This is a genomic window from Paraburkholderia sp. OAS925, from assembly GCF_040543975.1.
Classification (GTDB): Bacteria; Pseudomonadota; Gammaproteobacteria; order Burkholderiales; family Burkholderiaceae; genus Paraburkholderia; species Paraburkholderia graminis.
In genome coordinates this window covers 2,189,478-2,207,452 of the sequence record NZ_JBEUNO010000002.1, presented here as the reverse complement: position 1 = coordinate 2,207,452, position 17,975 = coordinate 2,189,478, and the positions used below count along the sequence as shown (strand labels likewise).

At 64.1% G+C, this 17,975-nt stretch carries 16 protein-coding genes and 1 pseudogene; 3 read left to right on the top strand and 14 right to left on the bottom strand.

The window, feature by feature from the left end; translation table 11 throughout:
* Positions 1-229 precede the first annotated feature (229 nt).
* A pseudogene (locus ABIE53_RS28680) lies at positions 230-2,975 on the top strand (mechanosensitive ion channel family protein).
* Between the two features lie 34 nt (positions 2,976-3,009).
* Here ABIE53_RS28680 and ABIE53_RS28675 read toward each other — a convergent pair.
* The 9 genes from ABIE53_RS28675 to ABIE53_RS28635 form a co-directional block, all read right to left on the bottom strand.
* Positions 3,010-5,274, bottom strand: coding sequence for an ATP-dependent DNA helicase (locus tag ABIE53_RS28675; RefSeq protein WP_192699026.1), 2,265 nt, complete (start codon positions 5,272-5,274; stop codon positions 3,010-3,012).
* On the bottom strand, positions 5,271-7,058 hold the full coding sequence (locus ABIE53_RS28670; RefSeq protein ID WP_192699027.1) for a VRR-NUC domain-containing protein: 1,788 nt from the start codon (positions 7,056-7,058) through the stop codon (positions 5,271-5,273). Before ABIE53_RS28670 ends, ABIE53_RS28675 begins: the two co-directional genes overlap by 4 nt.
* A 54-nt stretch (positions 7,059-7,112) precedes the next feature.
* Positions 7,113-7,703, bottom strand: a complete 591-nt coding sequence (locus ABIE53_RS28665) for a LutC/YkgG family protein (RefSeq protein WP_006046971.1) — start codon at positions 7,701-7,703, stop codon at positions 7,113-7,115.
* Positions 7,690-9,081 (bottom strand): lactate utilization protein B, encoded by a 1,392-nt coding sequence (locus ABIE53_RS28660; protein WP_192699028.1) that lies wholly within the window; start codon positions 9,079-9,081, stop codon positions 7,690-7,692. Before ABIE53_RS28660 ends, ABIE53_RS28665 begins: the two co-directional genes overlap by 14 nt.
* Positions 9,078-9,821 carry a (Fe-S)-binding protein gene (locus ABIE53_RS28655; protein WP_192699029.1) on the bottom strand — a complete coding sequence of 248 codons (744 nt, stop codon included), beginning with the start codon at positions 9,819-9,821 and terminating at the stop codon, positions 9,078-9,080. Before ABIE53_RS28655 ends, ABIE53_RS28660 begins: the two co-directional genes overlap by 4 nt.
* Before the next feature lie 162 nt (positions 9,822-9,983).
* Positions 9,984-10,712, bottom strand: a complete 729-nt coding sequence (locus tag ABIE53_RS28650) for a FadR/GntR family transcriptional regulator (RefSeq protein ID WP_029970512.1) — start codon at positions 10,710-10,712, stop codon at positions 9,984-9,986.
* A gap of 84 nt (positions 10,713-10,796) precedes the next feature.
* Complete coding sequence (locus ABIE53_RS28645) at positions 10,797-11,966, bottom strand: pyridoxal phosphate-dependent aminotransferase (RefSeq protein ID WP_192699030.1); 1,170 nt, start codon at positions 11,964-11,966, stop codon at positions 10,797-10,799.
* Between the two features lie 172 nt (positions 11,967-12,138).
* Positions 12,139-13,617 carry an RNA polymerase factor sigma-54 gene (locus ABIE53_RS28640; protein ID WP_006046966.1) on the bottom strand — a complete coding sequence of 493 codons (1,479 nt, stop codon included), beginning with the start codon at positions 13,615-13,617 and terminating at the stop codon, positions 12,139-12,141.
* Positions 13,604-13,786 (bottom strand): hypothetical protein, encoded by a 183-nt coding sequence (locus tag ABIE53_RS28635; RefSeq protein ID WP_132384603.1) that lies wholly within the window; start codon positions 13,784-13,786, stop codon positions 13,604-13,606. Before ABIE53_RS28635 ends, ABIE53_RS28640 begins: the two co-directional genes overlap by 14 nt.
* Positions 13,787-14,125: 339 nt before the next feature.
* Between ABIE53_RS28635 and ABIE53_RS28630 the strand changes: the two genes are divergently transcribed.
* The gene (locus ABIE53_RS28630) at positions 14,126-14,464 is read left to right on the top strand and encodes a BON domain-containing protein (RefSeq protein WP_006046965.1); all 339 of its coding nucleotides are present in this window, start codon (positions 14,126-14,128) and stop codon (positions 14,462-14,464) included.
* Between the two features lie 104 nt (positions 14,465-14,568).
* Here ABIE53_RS28630 and ABIE53_RS28625 read toward each other — a convergent pair whose 3' ends face one another.
* Entirely contained in the window at positions 14,569-15,018 is a 450-nt protein-coding gene (locus ABIE53_RS28625) for a ferritin-like domain-containing protein (protein WP_006046964.1), read from the bottom strand.
* A 297-nt stretch (positions 15,019-15,315) separates the two neighbouring features.
* On the opposite strand from ABIE53_RS28625, the gene ABIE53_RS28620 reads away from it, so the two are divergent.
* Positions 15,316-15,573, top strand: coding sequence for a hypothetical protein (locus ABIE53_RS28620; protein ID WP_006046963.1), 258 nt, complete (start codon positions 15,316-15,318; stop codon positions 15,571-15,573).
* A gap of 120 nt (positions 15,574-15,693) precedes the next feature.
* On the opposite strand, the gene ABIE53_RS28615 is transcribed toward ABIE53_RS28620, so the two are convergent.
* The 4 genes from ABIE53_RS28615 to ABIE53_RS28600 form a co-directional block, all read right to left on the bottom strand.
* Entirely contained in the window at positions 15,694-16,275 is a 582-nt protein-coding gene (locus tag ABIE53_RS28615) for a hypothetical protein (protein ID WP_192699031.1), read from the bottom strand.
* A 117-nt stretch (positions 16,276-16,392) separates the two neighbouring features.
* Positions 16,393-16,737: a DUF1488 family protein gene (locus ABIE53_RS28610; RefSeq protein WP_029965663.1), complete on the bottom strand. Its 345-nt coding sequence runs from the start codon at positions 16,735-16,737 to the stop codon at positions 16,393-16,395.
* Positions 16,734-17,300, bottom strand: a complete 567-nt coding sequence (locus ABIE53_RS28605) for a DUF4142 domain-containing protein (RefSeq protein WP_192699032.1) — start codon at positions 17,298-17,300, stop codon at positions 16,734-16,736. The genes ABIE53_RS28610 and ABIE53_RS28605 overlap by 4 nt, the downstream gene beginning before the upstream one ends.
* A gap of 71 nt (positions 17,301-17,371) precedes the next feature.
* On the bottom strand, positions 17,372-17,923 hold the full coding sequence (locus ABIE53_RS28600) for a type 1 glutamine amidotransferase domain-containing protein (protein ID WP_192699033.1): 552 nt from the start codon (positions 17,921-17,923) through the stop codon (positions 17,372-17,374).
* Positions 17,924-17,975 lie beyond the last annotated feature (52 nt).

Genomic DNA, 17,975 nt, shown 5'->3' with positions numbered 1-17,975 from the left:
AAACCCACGGGCAAGCAACTTGCTACCGCATGTTGCCGACGCGTCGCCGACGCGCGCGTCTTCGCGAGCCCGGACGCCGCGTCGCGTCCCATAACGACGCAGCGGCCGCCGCCTCAGGAACTTGCGCGGCGAAACTCGTGTCGGTCAAGACCGGGGCCCAGGCCCAAAACAGCCAGACCGGCCGATGCGTCCTGCCGCCGTCCGCATTCCGCAGCCCGTCCCATACCTTATGCGCAAATTTCTACACGCCTGCTTCGTCGTTCTGCTCATTCTCGGCGCCCCGCCCGCTTTCGCCGCGGTGACGCCGGCCACTCCCGCCGCGGAGGCTTCCGGCACCGCCGTCACGCTGACGCCCGACCAGGCGCGCCAGGCGCTCTCGGTTCTCAACGACCCCAGGCGCCGCGCGCAGGTCGCCGATACCTTGCAGGCCATCGCCGCGGCCGGCGCGCTGAGTGCGCCGGCATCGGCACCGACGGCCGCCTCCGCGCCCGCTGCCGCGAGCGGCGCAGCGTCGCTCGTGCCCGCCGCGTTTAAATCGAACGGACTGGCCTCGCAGCTCGCCCGTCAGGGCGCGCATTGGGCGGTCCATCTCGGCGGATCGCTGCGCAATTCGGTGACGGCGCTGCTCGACGTCGCCTCGGTGCGCACGTGGTGGAACTGGCAATCGACCAGTCCGCAAGCGCGCTCGATCCTCGCGCACGTCGCCTGGTCACTGCTGGCCGCGTTGTTGCCGGCGCTCGTGCTCGAATGGCTCGCGCGGCGTGTGCTGCGCCGCGCGTATCGCACGCTGGCCGCGCGCCGCGAGCATGGCGATCCCGCCGACGCGCCGCGCACCGACTTGCCCGTCGACGTCGAACCACAGCCTGCCGACGCCGCGCATGCCGCGCCGCCCTTGCCCGCACCGCCGGTCGCCGAGGCGCAGGCCGAAGCACGGGCCCAAGCTGAATCGAAAGCCGAATCCACAACAACAGCCCGCGCACAAGCCGCCGCAGCGGCCAGTGCCGCAACGACGCCCGCAACGGGCCAACCTTCCGCGACGCCAACACTCACACCAACGCCCACGCCGTCCACAAGCGGCAAAGCCGCCGAAGCCAAAGGCAAGCAAAACGCCACGCATCACTGGACGCTCCTGCAACGCCTACCCCGCGCGCTGCTGATCACGGTGCTGCGCCTTCTGCCGCTCGCGGTATTCGTGGGCGCGGCGAGCGCCCTCATGTCGATCTTCACCGACGACGGCACGCCGCCAGACCGCGCGCTCGATTCGCTCGTCGACATTTATGTGCTGTGCCGCCTGATCGTGATCGTGAGCGGCTTCTTCCTGCAGCCGGCCGCGCCGCGTCTGCGCCTGTTGCGCATGAGCGATGCGTGGGCCGTGTTCGTGCATCGCTGGGTGATCCGCATTGTCAGCGTGGTCGGCGTCGGCTCGGCGATTGCGGAAAATCGGGCAATCGCTCGGCCTGAACGAAGCCGCGCATCTCGCGTTGATGAAGGTCGTCGCGCTCGCCGGCCACGTGATGCTCTCGATCCTGATCCTGCAATGCGCGAAGCCGGTCGGCGAACTGATCCGGCAGCGCGCCGCTACGCGGCCATCGCTCGAAATGTTCGGCAATGCGCTCGCCGATGCATGGGCGTGGCTCTCGGTGTTCGTCGTGATGGCGCTGTGGTTCGTCTGGGCGCTCGACGTGCGCAACGGCTATCACGCGCTGCTGCACCTCGGCGGCGCGTCGCTCGCGGTGCTGGTGGGCGCGCGCGTGCTCGCCATCGTGATCTTCGGCGGACTGGCGCGGCTCTTCAACGGACGCGAAGACGCCGACCGCTCGCTCGTGAACCGGCATGCGTACCGCTACTATCCGCTCGCCCGACGCGTGGTGGCGTGGATCATCGGCATCGTGACCGCGCTTGCGTTGCTCGCGGTATGGGGCGTCGATGTCGGCGAACTGTTCCGCGACGGCAGCGTCGGCCACCGGCTCGCGTCGGCCATCGTCACGATCGGCGTGGCGGCCGTGATCGCGCTGCTCGTGTGGGAAAGCGTGAACGTATCGGTCGAACGGCGGCTCGATCGCTGGACCACGACCGGCGACCTCGTGCGCGCCGCGCGCCTGCGCACGCTGCTGCCGATGCTGCGCACCGGCCTCTTCTGCGTGATCGCTCTCGTCGTCGTGCTGACCGGACTGAGCCAGCTCGGCGTGAACATCGGGCCGCTTCTTGCGGGCGCGAGCATCTTCGGCGTGGCGCTCGGCTTCGGCTCGCAAAAACTCGTGCAGGACTTCATCACAGGCATTTTTCTGTTGATGGAAAACGCGATGCAGGTCGGCGACTGGGTCACGCTCGCGGGCGTGTCCGGCACCGTCGAATATCTGTCGATCCGCACGGTGCGCCTGCGCGGCAGCGACGGCTCGCTCTATACCGTGCCGTTCAGTTCGGTATCGACGGTCAACAACACCAATCGCGGCATCGGCAATGCGGCGGTCCGCGTCAACATCGTATTCGGCCAGGACGTGGATCTCGCGATCGACACGCTCAAGGAAATCGGCGCCGGCCTGCGCGAGGAGGAGAAGTTCAAGGACGGCATTCTGTCCGACTTCAGCTTCTGGGGCGTCGACGCGGTGGACGGCTCGGCCGTCACACTGGCCGGCCAGATGCAATGCCGCGACTCGGCTCGCTGGGGCGTGCAGCGCGAATTCAACCGGCGCATTCTCGACCGCTTCCGCGAGCGCGGCATCGAGATCGCCAATCCGCAGCGCAACCTGCTGACGTGGGACCCGGAGAGCGTCGCGCCGCGCGTCGAAGCGGGCGAGCCGCCGAAGCAGGAACCGCAGCAGGAACCTTCGACGCATGCTTCCGGCGATGGTGCTTCGTCCGATGGCGCATCAAAGGGCGACGCGCCCGTCGAAGACCAGATCCCCGTCGACTCGAAGCCCGCGGGCGGACCGGGCACGCCCGCGAATCCGGGACCGACCTCGCCGCACGAGTGACGTACTGACTGACAGGGCGCCGGGCGCGCGCTATCTATTGAACCTGCCACCAGCGAGGCAACAGGCGGCGCACTTCGGGCCGCCTGTACCGGTCGTCGATCAGATGCACGACGCCCTCGTCGTGCTCGGTGCGAATCACGCGCCCCGCCGCCTGCACCACCTTTTGCAAACCGGGGTACAGGTACATGTATTCGTAGCCGCTGCCGAAGCGCGCCTCCATCGTGCGGCGCATCTGTTCGTTCACTTCGTTCATTTGCGGCAAGCCGAGCGTCGCGATGAATGCGCCGATCAACTGCTGACCGACCAGATCAACGCCCTCGGAAAACGCACCGCCCAGCACCGCGAAGCCGACGCCCTGGTCGGTGCCGCGAAAGCGCGCGAGAAATGCGTCGCGGGCGGCTTCGTCCATGCCCGGCTCCTGCGCCCAGACAGGCACGTCAGGATTGCGTTCGCGCATCAGCGCGACGACGCGTTGCAAATACTCGAAACTACTCAGGAACCCCAGGTAATTGCCGGGCTGCGCCGTGTACTGCCTCGCAATCAACTCGACGATAGGTTCCAGCGAACGGTCGCGATCGCGCCAGCGCGTCGACACGTTGCCCGCAACCCGCACTTGCAATTGCTCCGCGCGAAACGGCCCTTCGACGTCGAGCCATGACGTGTCCTCGGCGAGCCCCAACGTATCGCGGTAAAAATGATGCGGGCTGAGCGTGCCGGAGAACATGACCGTGGTGCGCGCGGCGGCGTAGCGCGGCGCGAGAAACGGCGCGGGAATCACATTGCGCACGCACAGCACGCAACTGGTTTTATCGCGCGGCGCGTGGCGGTCTGTCGTCAGCGTGATGTCGAAAATCGAATGCTCGCCGAACTGTTCGGCGAGCGCGACGAAATGCATCGCGTCGAAGAAGAAACGCAGCGACGTTTGATCGATGGAAAGCGGTGCTTCGGCAAGCTGATCCGTCACCGCGCCGATCAGATTCTGCGCGGCCGATAACAGCTTGCCCGGTACGTCGGCGTAGACCTCGTATGAAGCGGTCTGCGCGCGCTTGAGCGCATTCCATTCGCGTCGCAAGCGTTCGAGCGGCTTGCGCAACGTGGGCGGCGCCGTGTTGCGCGCAAGCCGCAACGCCGCCTGATCCAACGACGCCGTGTACATGCGGCGCGCGCGATCGAGCAGATTGTGCGCCTCGTCGACGAGCACGCCGACGCGCCACTGGTTGATCTGCGTGAGCGCGTAAAGCATCGCGCTGCTGTCGTAGTAATAGTTGTAGTCGCCGACTACGACGTCGGCCCAGCGCGCGAGTTCCTGCGCGAGGTAGTACGGACAGACGTCATGTGCGAGCGCCGCTTCGCGCACCGTGGCGCGATCGAGACGCGGCCCGGCAAGCGCCGCGCTGCGCGCCGCATCGAGCCGGTCATAAAAGCCGCGCGCGAGCGGACACGACTCGCCGTTGCACGCCTTGTCGGGATGCTCGCAGGCTTTGTCGCGCGCGACGAGTTCAAGCGTTCGCAGCGGCAACGGCGCAGCGCTCCGGCGCAGCGTTTCGATTGCATCGAGCGCGAGCGCACGGCCCGGCGTCTTCGCGGTCAGAAAGAACACGCGATCGATCTGCTCCGCCGCGCAGGCCTTCAGCAACGGAAAGATCGTAGCGAGCGTCTTGCCGATGCCCGTCGGCGCCTGTGCCATCAGCGGCTTGCCGTCGCGCGCCGCGCGATAGACGGACACCGCCAGTTCGCGCTGGCCGCTGCGAAACTGCGCGTGCGGAAACTGCAATGCGCCGAGCGCGGCATTGCGTGCCGCACGATGCGCTTCCTCCTGCACGGCCCAGTCGAGAAAGCGCTCGCATTGTTCGACGAAAAAAACCTCGAGCTCGCGCGCCGTATGCGTTTGCGTCAGCAACGTTTCCTTCTGACTGCCGACGTCGAAATAAACCAGCGCGACGGTCAATTGGCCAAGTCCGCGCGCGCGGCACAGCATATGTCCGTACACCAGCGCCTGCGCCCAATGCAGAGTGCGGTGATTCGCGGGCATGCGGTCGAGATCGCCGCGATGCGTCTTGATCTCTTCGAGACGATTGGCCGCCGGGTCGTAGCCGTCGGCGCGGCCTCGCACGGTCAGATTGCGATGCGTGGCAGTCAGCGTCATTTCGCTTTCGTAGCCGCTCGCGCGACGCCCCGCGACGGTCACGTGCCCCGCCATGCCTTCGAGCGAAGTCGGCGCGGGCGTGAACCGCAGATCGAGGTCGCCGCGTCTTGCGGTGAACTCGCACATCGCTCGCACGGCGACGATGTAGCTCATGCCGTGCGCTCCGCTGTGAATGTGGCGGGCGTGGCATTGCACTCGGCTTCGTCCGCCCAACGCACGTCGAGCACCCGCACCGGCATGCCGTGCTGTACACAATACGCGAGCCAGCGGATCTGGTTGTCCTGCAAGCGGTCGCCGGGTCCTTTCACTTCGATCAACTCGTAACGGCGCTCGGCGGGCCAGAAGCGGATCAGGTCGGGCAACCCCGAGCGATTGCCGCGCACATCGCGCAACAGACGTTCGAACCACGACCTCAGATGCGCGGCGGGCAGACAGTCGAGCGCCGTTGTCACGAGTTCGGGCGTGAGCAATCCCCAGAACACGAACGGCGATTGCACGCCGTCCTTCTCATGCAGATGCCGCAGAATCGTCTCGCGATACGCGCCGTTATCGAGTTGAGCCAGGCACGTGGCGAACTGCACGGCACGGCGCGCATGAAAATCCGGCGCGTGAAGATCGGCGGGACCGCGTTGAAACGGATGGAAAAACGCACCGGGCAACGCGGCGAATACTGGCTCCCAGCAGAGCAGGCCGAATAGCGAATTGATCAGCGCATTCTCGACGTAATGCACTGGCGCGGCGTCGCAAGTCAGATGATCGCGCACGACGTATTCGACGGCCTGCGGCGCTTGCGGCCTCGGCAACGTCAACGTGCTGCGCTCGGCCGCGCGCGCCGCCTGCACGCGAACCGCCGGCTCACCGAGCTTGCGCTGCAAACGCGGCAACATGCGTGCGATACGTTGCGCCTCTTCCTCGCTTTCCGGCGATGCCGCGGCCTGCGACGCGAGCGCGAGCGCCGCGTCGAAACGTTCGCTGCGCTCGAGCACGCGCATGCGCCGATGACGCGCGCCGGGCCACGCGCAACTCTCGTACACGGCGAGCGCCGATGGCCACATCTGCCGCCGTTCGCAATACTGGCCGATGCGAAACAGCAGCTTCGCGCGGCGCGTTTCGAGCCACGAATTAGACGTTTCGACTGCACGAACGCGCGCGACAAGGGCGTCGATCGCATCGCTGTACACTTCGTGATTAATCAGCGATCCGAACGATTCTATCGATTCAAGCTGATCGCGACATGCCTGCAACGCGAGATATACATCGACGTCCGCGCGCTGCTGAAATGCACGCGACGCCGGCCCGAACGCGACTTTCTCATACTGGAACACGCCAAGATCGGCGAGCACGAACTCGGACCAGTCCTGCTGCAGATTGCCGAAGAACATTAGCCGAAAGCGCTCGCAGAGCGGCGCAATGTCGACACGAAACACGCAATCGCTCGAATGCGCATGCCATGCGGACAACGGACGCGCGGCGCCGCCGCCATTCTCACGCTCATCTTCTTCCGCATAGAACGGACGCAATGCATCCAGCAACTCGGGCTTGCGTAGGCTGCGCGCGCCGGGAATCATCGCGAGCGCGTCCGCGAAAATATTCAGCAATTCGGCGCGCGTGGTGAGTGCAAAGAGATCGTCGAGCGTTAGATGCGGCGCCGCGTCCAGCCAGCCGAGCGCAGTAACAGGCGCGGCGGCGCGTAACGGGCAGCCGATTTCGTCGTAAGCCAGGCGGCTCGCGCGAAACAGCGTGCCCTTGCGCATCAGCATGCGGACCAGCAATGCGCGCGACGCTTGCGGCAATGACGCAAACGCGCCGAGAAAAGCGCGCTCGCCTGCATCGAGCAGATCGTCGTAACGTTGCGCGAGCCATGCAAGCGCACGCTCGAAGTTCAGCAGATAGTAAGGAGCGCCGGCGAGGGGATCCGGCGGAGCATCGGTTGCCACGGAGTTTGCAGGACCTGTACGTTTATACAGTGATGATAGCAAACTCCACTGCCGCTACGGCTTTGCCGCGAGCCACACCACCGTCAGCGAACGCACGCCCTGCGCGCCGCGAATCAGCACGCCTTCAATGTCCGCGGTCGCGGACGGCCCCGTGACAAGCGCCGCATAACGGGCATCGCGGAAGTCGTTGCGCCGGTAAACGTCCTGCAAACCGTCCACCAGTTGCGCCGGATCGAGCAGCACCACGAGATGCTGCACGATGTAACCCAACGCGTTGACCACGTACTCGCGTTCGCTGAACCACACCGAGCCCGTCTCCGCGACGCCGAAACGCGCGCGCACCACGCCGACGTCGATGTCCTGCAGCGATGCCGGTTCGGTGTCGGCGGTCAGCATGCGCGTGCCGGGCACTTCGGCTGTAGCCGATGCGATGGACACCGCCGCGCCGAACCGCTCGCGGATCAACGCGGCGACATCGGACGCGGCTTGCGCTTGCACGCATGTGCCGCCCATCATTTGCAATGCAGCCGCGAACCGCTCGCGCAGATCGCCGCCCATCGCGGGAAAGAGCGGCACATCGGGACGCGGACGCGCTGCCGGTTGCGCCTGCCGCACCTTCGCGAGAAAAGCCTCACGCGTTGCCATCGTCACCTCCGCGGTTTTTCCTGTACCAGGCGTGGAAGGTCTGCTTCGGCGCCTCGGGCAACTCGCGTTGCCTGCCCCAGATATTCAGCGGGTTATACAGCACGAAATTCGGCAGCCGCCGCAATGCGCCGCTCATCGACGCGACGGTCGCGCGATACAAGGTCGGACTCGCCAGCAGGCGCCCCGCCATCTTCAACACTTCCTGCTTCACGAACGGCACTTCATGACGCTCGGCGATTACCGTGCGCCATTTGTAGATCTGCTCGTGAATATTGATCTTCACCGGACACACGTTCGTGCAACTGCCGTTGAGCGTCGACGCAAACGGCAACGCGCTATAGCGCTTCAGATCGAAGGTCGGGTTGATGATCGCGCCGATCGGCCCGGAGTAAGTGCCGCCATACGACAGCCCGCCGCTGCGCCGGTAGACCGGGCACGTATTCATGCATGCGCCGCAGCGGATGCATTTGAGCGAGTACCAGAAGTCCTCCATCGCGAGCCGCTCCGAGCGGCCATGATCGACGAGGATGTAATGCATCTCCGTGCCCGGACGCGGCGCGCGGAAATGCGAGGTGTATTGCGTGATCGGCGAACCCAGCGCGCTGCGCGACAGCATGCGGATAAACACGCCGAGATCCGCGACCTTGGGAATCAGCTTCTCGATACCGATCGACGCGATATGCAACGGCGGCACATTCGCCGAAAGATCCGCGTTGCCTTCGTTTGTGCACACCACGACCGTGCCCGTCTCCGCGACGGCGAAATTGCAGCCCGTCATACCGGCCGTTTTTTCGCGCACGAAATAAGGCCGCGTATTCATGCGCTGGCTTTCCGCGAGATAGTGGATATCGCTATTGTTCGGGTCGGTGCCGATGGTTCGGCCGAACAGTTGCGCCACGTCCGCGCGCAACTTGTGGACCGCGGGCACGACCATATGGCTCGGGTCCTGATGATCGAGTTGCTGGATGCGCTCGCCGAGATCGGTTTCCATCACCGTAATGCCGCGCGGTTCGAGATACTCGCGCATCTTGCATTCGTCGGTGAGCATCGACTTACTTTTGACCAGCGTGGTCATGCCGCGCGCGGACATGATCTGATAGACGAGCGCGTTGTGCTCTTCCGCCGTGGACGCCCAATGCACCACGACCCCGTTCGCCTCCGCTGCCGCGGCAAACTGTTCGAGGTACTCGGACAAATTCGACAGCGTATGTTCCTTGATGCCCGAGGCGAGTTCGCGCAGCGTCTCCCATTCGGCAATGCCGTGCGCCTGCGCGTCGCGCTTCTCACGCAAATCCCACAGACGCTTGTCGTGAAACGCAACGTGTTCAGTCTTCCTGATGAACTCGCCGGCCGCCTTCGCGTGGTCGATGCGGCTCATGCGCGTGCCCCGTTCAGCACCTGAGCGATATGGATGAAGCGCGCGTCGGCCTTCATGCGTTCGGCGCAGCCTTGCTGATGCATCAGACACGACATGTCGCCCGATACGATGTATTGCGCGCCTGCGTTCAGATGATCGCGCACCTTGTCCTGCCCCATGCGCACGGAGACAGGCTCTTCAGTGACAGAGAAAGTGCCGCCAAAACCGCAGCATTCATCCGGTCTGGACGGTTTGACGAACTCGATGCCCTTCACGCCTTCGAGCAACGTGCGTGGTTTCGAAAACGGCTGCCCCGCGACTTCCGATACCGACGCTTCCTTCAGATGCCGCAACGCGCTGCAACTGTTATGCAAGCCGACGCGATACGGAAACTCAGCCCACGGAAATTCGCGCGCGCCGACCACGTCATGCAGAAACTCGACGAGTTCATAAGCACCTGCGCGCACGTTTCTGACTTTATCCGTCTGCTCGATCGCGGTCAGATGCTCCCGCACGTGATGGATACAGCTCGCCGAAGGTCCGACGATGTAGTCATAGCCCGCGAAGTTGCGCGCAAACACGCGCTCGGCGCCGGCCGCGTCCGCGTGCGCGCCGCTATTGGCCATCGGCTGGCCGCAACAGGTTTGCTCCTGCGGATAGTCGACCTCGATGCCGAAGCGCTCCAGCAATTCGAGTGTGGCGATGCCGACCTCGGGGTAGAACGCGTCGATAAAGCACGGAATAAAGAGGGCGACTTTCATGAGTTCATTGGACGGAACGCGGCAGGAGACAACGCCGGCGGTCATGTTGGCAAGGTTGGTCAGCTTGGTCTGACCAAAAATATAAGGAAGTCCCCGGTTCGTGTCAATCGGAAGATCGCGACGGGCGCTGAGCGACAGGCGCCCGCGACCGCCCATAAACGTCTACAGCTTCGCCGCGTCTTCCTGATAAATCTCGCGCACAAACGCGAGATGCCGTTCAGCGGCCTTACGCGCTTTTTGCGCGTCGCGCGCCATGACCGCGTCGTATATGGCCTGATGCTGGCTCATCAACTGCTTTTCCATCGCCTCGTCGTAATCGATCAGCCGATGGTACTGGCGCATGCCTTCGCGAATCAGCGTATGGATGCCGTGCATCACATGCGCAAGCGCGATGTTGTGCGTGGAGTCGGCAATGGCGAGGTGAAACGCGGCGTCCAGTTCCGCGAGATTGTCACGATCCTGCGATCGCGACGCCGCCTTCAACGCTTCAAACGCGGCCTTGATCTTGCGAAGATCGGCGGCTGTCGCGCGCTCGGCGGCATACACCGTCGAAATGGATTCGAGCCCCTGGCGCAATTCGAGAATATCGGCACTGGTACGCGGATTCTGCAAAAGCAGTTCGGCGAGCGGCCCCGAAATAAGCGGCGCGGTCAGTTCCACCACCGTAAAACCGCCCCGCCCTGACGTGGCGATATAACCGTCCGACTCGAGCCGGATCAGCGCCTCACGCAGCGAGGGCCGCGAGACCGCCAGTTGCGTGGCGAGATCGCGTTCCGCCGGCAAGCGGTCGCCCGGCATCAGCACGCCGTCCGAGATCAATTGCTTGATCTGATCGGCGACTACGTCGGAAAGCCGCTTGCGCGTGAAGGACTGAATCGGGCGAAAGTGCATAGGCGGCGGCTCGTAAAGCCGGATGGTTCAAGGTTCGTTGGCGAATGCAAGGCACTTGCAGGCATTCGCGGAATCGCGAATGAATTATACCGTCGCCACAAACGCCGCAATCCGCTTGCATGCCTCGGCAAGACGTGCCTCATCCACCACGAAGCCCAGGCGCACGAAGCCGTTAGCGGTCTCGCCAAACGCGCTTGCGTCGAGCACCGACACCCCTTGGGCACGGAACAGCCGCCACGTGAAATCCATCGTATCGAGACCTGTGCCGCTGACGTCGACCATCATGAACATGCCGGCTTCGGGAAGCAGGCAGCGCAAGCGCGGAATGCGGCTCAAATGTTCGAACACGACATCGCGGCGGCGCCGGTAAATCTCGCGCATTTCATCGACGATTCGCGCCTTCTCTTGCAGCGCCGTCAGCGCGGCCTGCTGGATGAAACCCGGCAAGCCGTACAGCATCGCGAGCGCGAGCCGCCCCATGTGTTCGATCAATTGCGTCGGCCCGATTGCCCAACCGACGCGCCAGCCGGCCATCGCATGCGATTTCGACAGACTGCCTAGCGTCACCGTGCGCTCCGCCATGCCCGGCAGCGACATGATGCTCATATGTTCGCGCTCGAACGTGAGGTCGGCATAGACTTCGTCGGACAGCACCCACAGATCGTGCTCGTAGGCGACGCGCGCAATCCGCTCGAGATCCGCGCGCGGCATGACGACGCCGGTCGGATTGCAGGGCGTCGCGAAGAAGATCGCCTTGGTGCGCGGGGTGACCGCTCTTTCGAGCGCGTCGCAGTCGAGGTGGAACGCACGCGCGGGGTCCACCGGCACCGGCACGAGCGTCGCGCCGGCCGCGCGCACGCAGGCTTCGTATGTGAGGTACATCGGCTCGGGAACGATGACTTCGTCGCCTGCTTCGAGCAGACACAGCGACGTGGCGAACACGCCGTTTTGCGCGCCCGCGGTGAGGATCACGTTGGCCGGCGCGACGGCGACGCCGCTCATGCGCGAGTGTTCGCTCGCAATCGCCGCACGCAACGGATCGCGGCCGGAGACCGCGCTGTAGTGCGTATCGCCGCCGCGCAACGCGTCGACGGCGCGCTCGACGATCGGCGCAGGCGTCGCGAAGTCGGGGTCTCCGACGCTGAGCACGATCACGTCCTCGCCCTTCGCGGCCGCCTGCTGCGCGACCCGATGAATTTCCCACGCCGACGTGCGCCTGCCTTGCAGACCTTCTACCCGACTCGAATACTTCATCGCGCTCACCCGTTTCCGATTTGACCCGCCAATGTAATGGGGCGTGCGCGAAACGTCCAGATACGAAAAAGCGCCACGCGGGCGGACAGTCTCGCGTGGCGCTTCAGTTTCGATCGAATCACCGCATGCAACAAGCGTCGAGCCGACTCAATTCGCGACTCGAACTCGCGGCTCAAACCTGGCGGCGCAACTCCGCCGGCGGCACTTTCATCAGATGACGATACTTCGCGACCGTGCGGCGCGCGACGAGCACGCCCTGATCGGCGAGCATCTTCGCAAGCGTCACATCGGACAGCGGATCGCGCGTGTTTTCCGCGGCGATCATTTCCTTGAGCAGCGCGCGCACCGCGGCGGCGGAACAGGTGCCGCCGCTTTCGGTGCCGAGTTCGCGCGGGAAGAAATGCTTGAATTCGAAAATGCCGCGGGGCGTGGCCATATATTTGTTGCCCGTCGCGCGCGAGATGGTCGATTCGTGAAGACCGAGTTCGTCGGCGACATCGCGCAGCACCATCGGCTTCAGCGCGATTTCGCCGTACTGGAAGAACGCCTTTTGATGCGCGACGATGCATTCGGCCACGCGTTGAATCGTATCGAAGCGTTGTTGCGCATTCCTGATCAACCAGCGGGCTTCCTGAAGCTGCTGCGCGAGCGGCGAACGGCTCGCGCCCGCGGACTGCGCGAACAGCTCGGCATACATGCGATGAATCCGCGCGCGCGGCTGCACGGCGGGGTTGATCGTCACGACCCACTTGTTACGCACCTGACGCACGATCACATCGGGCACGACGTAGTTGTCCTCGGTACGGCCATAGCAGTTGCCCGGCTTCGGGTCGAGCTTGCGCACGAGCGCGCAGGCCACGCGTAACTCTTCTGCGCTGCAGCCAATCTGCTTCTGCAATTCAGCCTGCTCGCGACGCGCGAGCCGTTCGAGATGATGCTCGACGATCTGCCGCGCCACGTCGCGCCCCGGCGTCTCCGCGGGCAACGCGTTGACCTGCAGCAGCAGGCATTCCGACAGCGAACGTGCGCCGAGACCCGGACGGTCGAGCGATTGCACGAGGCGCAGCGCCACCAGCAATTCTTCTTCGGTCAACTCGGGCTCGAGATCGACGCTGTCCGCGAGATCCGCGAGGTCCTGGCGTAGATAACCGTCGTCGTCGAGCGCCTCGATGATGAAGCGCGCGACGGCGCGATCGCGGTCGTCCAGCCGGTAAAGACGCAGCGCGTCATGCAACTGCTCGCGCAAGGTCGGCTGCGAGCGCGCCCATTCGGCCGGATCGCTGCCGTCGGAATCGCCGTTCTGGCGTGCGGAACTGCGGCTGCTGTAGTCGCCCGAGAAGTCGCCCGGCATGTCGTCCGGGCCGCCGCTGTCGAGCGTCTCGCTCGTCACCGCTTCGGCTGGCAATGCGTCGGGCTCGGCGGCCGCGACCGCATCGGTGGCGGGCAGCGCGCCGGCTTCGTCGGGGGTCGGCGTTGCGAGCGCGACGTCTTCCGTTTCCGACGAATCGTATTCGAGGAAGGGGTTCGTATCGAGCGCGGTTCGCAACTCCTGCTGGAACTCCAGAGACGATAGCTGCAACAGACGCACGGACTGCTGCAAGCGCGGCGTGAGTGCAAGAGACTGCCTTGTGCGAAGTTCAATTGAAGGCATCGTGTTGAGGTCCCATGAATAGCTGAAGTAAAGAGCAACCTGAACAGAGCAACTGCCGTACCAGCTTTTGCAACACGCTGTTTTTTCTAGCCTTTGCTTTTTCGGGCTTGCGAATTGCGGCCCCGCGCGGCGCCTTTTTTACAAGCGAGGCGGCAAATTCCGGGTTCACTTCTTATCTTTTGCTCCGCCCTTTCGTGGCGTGCTGAGCGCTTATTCATCAGCGGAAAAGCGCCGCTGCAATCGGGGCTCGACCGGCTTTGCACTGCGCGGACTGATCCGCGGGCACAGACTTTGCGACCCGGCTCTATGTGGACGGACGCGTGTCCTCGCATCCGGCGCTAATCGTTTAACGACTGAGGCGCAACGACTGCGAAGACCCGGCCGGTGTCGATAACGGGCCCTGACGGAACCGTAGCGGCAACGATCCCACGCGAGTCATCGGCGGCGCAGGCCGCGATCGACCGCAGGCAACAAGACCGCCATTTCATCAACACCCGAAGGAGGAACCATGAAGACCATCCATCTGTTGAAGACCGCAGGCAGCATCGCGTGTGTCGCATTCGCACTGAACGCTACCGCGCAAACCAGCGCCTCGGCGCCGCCCGCATCGTCGGAAAGCATCGGTCAGCATATCGACGACGGCACGATCACCACCAAGGTCAAGGCAGAACTGCTGGGCGCGAAGAACGTGAAGTCCACGCATATCCATGTGAAGACGCGCAAGGGCGTCGTGTGGCTCACGGGCACCGTGCCTTCCGCCGACGATAAACTCGCCGCCCAGGACGTCGTGGAAGGCGTGAAGGGTGTGACGAGCGTCAAGAACCGCCTGAAAATCGCAGCCGAGTAAATGCGGTTGCAGGGAGCCCGGCGCGTTTCATGAATTCCGCGCCGGGCAAAGAGAAAGCCGTCCGCATGCGGACGGCTTTTTTGCGTGAACGCGAGGCTTAGCCGTTAGCTCTTCGCCGCATACTGATCGCGCAGATCACGCACGCGGTCGTGGTTCTGCAGCACGCCCTGATATTGACGCTCAACGATCGCGCGCACATCCGCGGGCAATTCTTTTTCGAGCGCGTCGTGATAGCTCTTCTTCGCGACGTCCTCGCCCTTCTCGACCTCGACGAGTATCTGATGATCGCTGCGGTCCGTCACCGCCGACTTCATGTCGACCCAACCGCGGTGCAGCGCGCCGCTCACGCTGCCGCCCGTTTCCGGCTTGCCGCCCAAGCGCTGAACCACATCCTGCAGTTCGCGTGCGCCGCGGGCGCAGTCTTCGGCACGCGTGAGGAAGAGCGTCTTCAACTGCGTGTCGCGCGCATCTTCGGCTGCCTTGCGAAAGCCCTTTTCTCCATCCTTCGATGTTTCGACGAGATCGTTCAGCACGGAAACAACGTTCGTAGCCATTCAATACCTCCAAGGGGTTTCGTTAATCGCGGAATCCGTCGCGAGGGTTAGCGCGTGTGTTGCCATGCGCGTGCCCCTGCTTTGTCGTGAGTTGCTCATGAACTGCTCATGAATGCATACGCGACGGAGTTCACTCAACTACTCGCACGGCGCGTGCCTGGCGTGTCGAACGACGCATGCACAGCAAGCTGTTGGGATTGGCATGTGCGTTGCTCTCTTCATCTCGCCCGCACGATGTCATGCAGTGCACAAGAGTTGAAAAGAATTGCGGGCAGCAACGACAGGGAGAGCAACATCATGAAGATCAGCAGCGCAGAGCTTCTGGCCACCGTCGCAATCGTCACATCGGCGGGCGTGTTTCAGATTCGTCAGCATATGGAGCCGCCTACAGGCGTTACGGCAAGCACGCCCGAAAGCGTACGAACAGCGCCTTCGTCGTGCGGCACGTCGCGCAACGGCATCATTCCGGCTTCATGCGAGCCGGCGCGCGAGCAACCGCCGGCGGAGCATGCGCTGCCTTTGCCGCAGCGCGGCGCCGCACGCGTCTGGGTATAAACCGCAAGGGTCCAAGGCAAGCTGTACGCGTGTTCCGCGGTTTGCGGTCCGTAAAAGAAAAGGCCCGACATTAAGTTGTCGGGCCTACTCGCTGTTACGCAGCGCTCATACGAGCGTCCATCAAGCGCGCTTCTCGCTGTACTCGTTGAGCGGCACCGGCTGCTTCAACGGATCGAAGTCGGCCCAGCGCCCCTGCTGCCAACGGCCCGTTGCACGTTCGATCGACACACCGCCCGCTTCACGCAGCACGCGCGCCGCCTCGAGCTGATTGTCGGGCGATACGTGCACGGCGACGAGCACGCCCGAATCGCGCGCCTCCTGGTGAAACACCGCGCCGTTTCCTGCGTCGCCGTCCTTGCGTGTGCGCCACATCGCGCCGGCAAGCGAGCCGATATAGGCGCCGACGCCCGCCGCAATCACAGAGACAAGCAGCGGCGCCGAGAACGCCGCGAAGATGCCGACGCCGATGATCGCGCCCGCCACCGCGCCGACCGTCACGCCGAGACCGGCGCCCTTCGGCGCGCCTTTCGCACCGGCGTCGGTATGCACGTCGCCGTCAATCGGAAAACGCGCATGCTGACCGCGCGGATTGACGAAGAAAAGCGTGACGTCTTCTTCGACGAAGCCTGCATTAAAGAGTTTTTGCGCCGCTTCCTCAGCGGCGGGAAAAGTCGTAAAGCGTGCTGCGACGATGAGTGACATAAGGCCTCCTTGCATCGTGATGCGTTTTTACAGACGACGCTCGCGAACCGCGGTGCGCCTTGTGGCGAGGAGTTGACGAAGACCGGCGGCGAGCAGCGGAGCAGCGGCGCGATGGACTCAGGCAGCGTTGCCGCGATCGGGTTCCATGCCTTCCACCCGGAACAGTCCGCTATGCAAGATTACGCCTTCGCCGTTGTTCTGGTCGAGCGCTTCGGCGCATACCGAACGGATCCGGTTGCGGCCCTTGTCGAAGGCCTCCATCAAGGCGCTTTCGAGCGGCGACTGCGCGCCGAAGTGATCCTCGAGCGCCTCGACGGTAATCGCGCAGACAACCGGTTCGCCGTCCACGCGCGCCATGAAGCGAACCGTCAGGTTCGCGCCGTCGAAGGTCGGCTTGTCGTCGGGGAAAGTGATCTGCATAAGGGAGTCCTCATAGGCAGGCCGCGGCAGGATAGCGTTCATGATGAAGAACCCTTCATGGTGCCGGCGAGCTGCTTCGCCATCTCGAGATGATGCTTGATGATGGGCAGCGCGCGCGCCGCCGCAGCCTTCAGTTGCGAGTCGGTGCCGCTCTGGCTTTGCTGCTGGAACAGATCGACCGCTCGCTGATGCGCCTCGACCCCGACCTGCTCGACGTACGCTTCATCGAACTGCTGGCCCTTGAGCGTTTGCAGTTTGCCGACGAGTGCCGAATCGGCCGCACCCGCCGCCGGCAGCCGCTTCTTCGCGGCGAGCGCGGCCATGCTTTGCGAGAGCTTTGTATGATCGGTGATCATCTGCTGCGCGAACTTCTTCACACGCGGATCACGCGAATTCTTCAACGCGATCTTGCTCGCGGCGATTTCGGTGGCGTCGGATTGCGAAGCGTCCTGGATGAACTGCTGATCCGCGGGCGAGAGCTGCGTGCCGCCCGCGGGCGCATCGCTTGCAGGGGCGTCGCTTGCCTGCGCGTGGACCGCGCCGGCCGACGCCACGCCAAGACCGAGCGCGACAGTCATCACTTGTAGGGAATACCGTAGTTTCATGCTTTTTCTCCCTTGCTTACGGAGTCACCGGCGCTGCTCGCTCGCCGCATGCGCGAATCGCGTTGCGCCGCTCATGCCGCCTTGCGTTTGGACAGTTGCCCGATCAGCGCCTTGTTGAATGCGGGAATGTCATCGGGCTTGCGGCTCGAAATCAGGTTGTTGTCTTCCACCACTTCCTGATCGACCCATGTGCCGCCCGCGTTGCGAATGTCGTCCTGCTGACTCGGCCAACTCGTCACCGTTCGACCCTTGATGATTCCCGCCGATACGGGCAGCCACGTGCCGTGGCAAATCACCGCGATCGGCTTCTTCGCGCTGTCGGCGGCTTTGACGAAGGCCTGCGCCTGCGGCAGCAAACGAATCGCATCGCCGTTCACCACGCCGCCCGGTAATACGACTGCGTCGTAGTCGTCGGCGGTGGCTTTGTCGAAAGTCGAATCGACGTCGACCGTGTCGCCTTTGTCGACGTGCTTGAAGCCCTGGATCTTGCCCGGCTTCTGTGAAATCACATGCACGGTCGCGCCCGCTTCGGCAAGCGCGCGTTTCGGCTCGACCAGTTCCGCCTGTTCGAAACCGTCGACTGCGAGTACCGCTATCTTCAGACCGTCGAGGCTGTTAGCCATTGCGTTCTCTCCTTCAATTCCAGTGCGGGGCGGCACGCGTTCGACGCGGCGG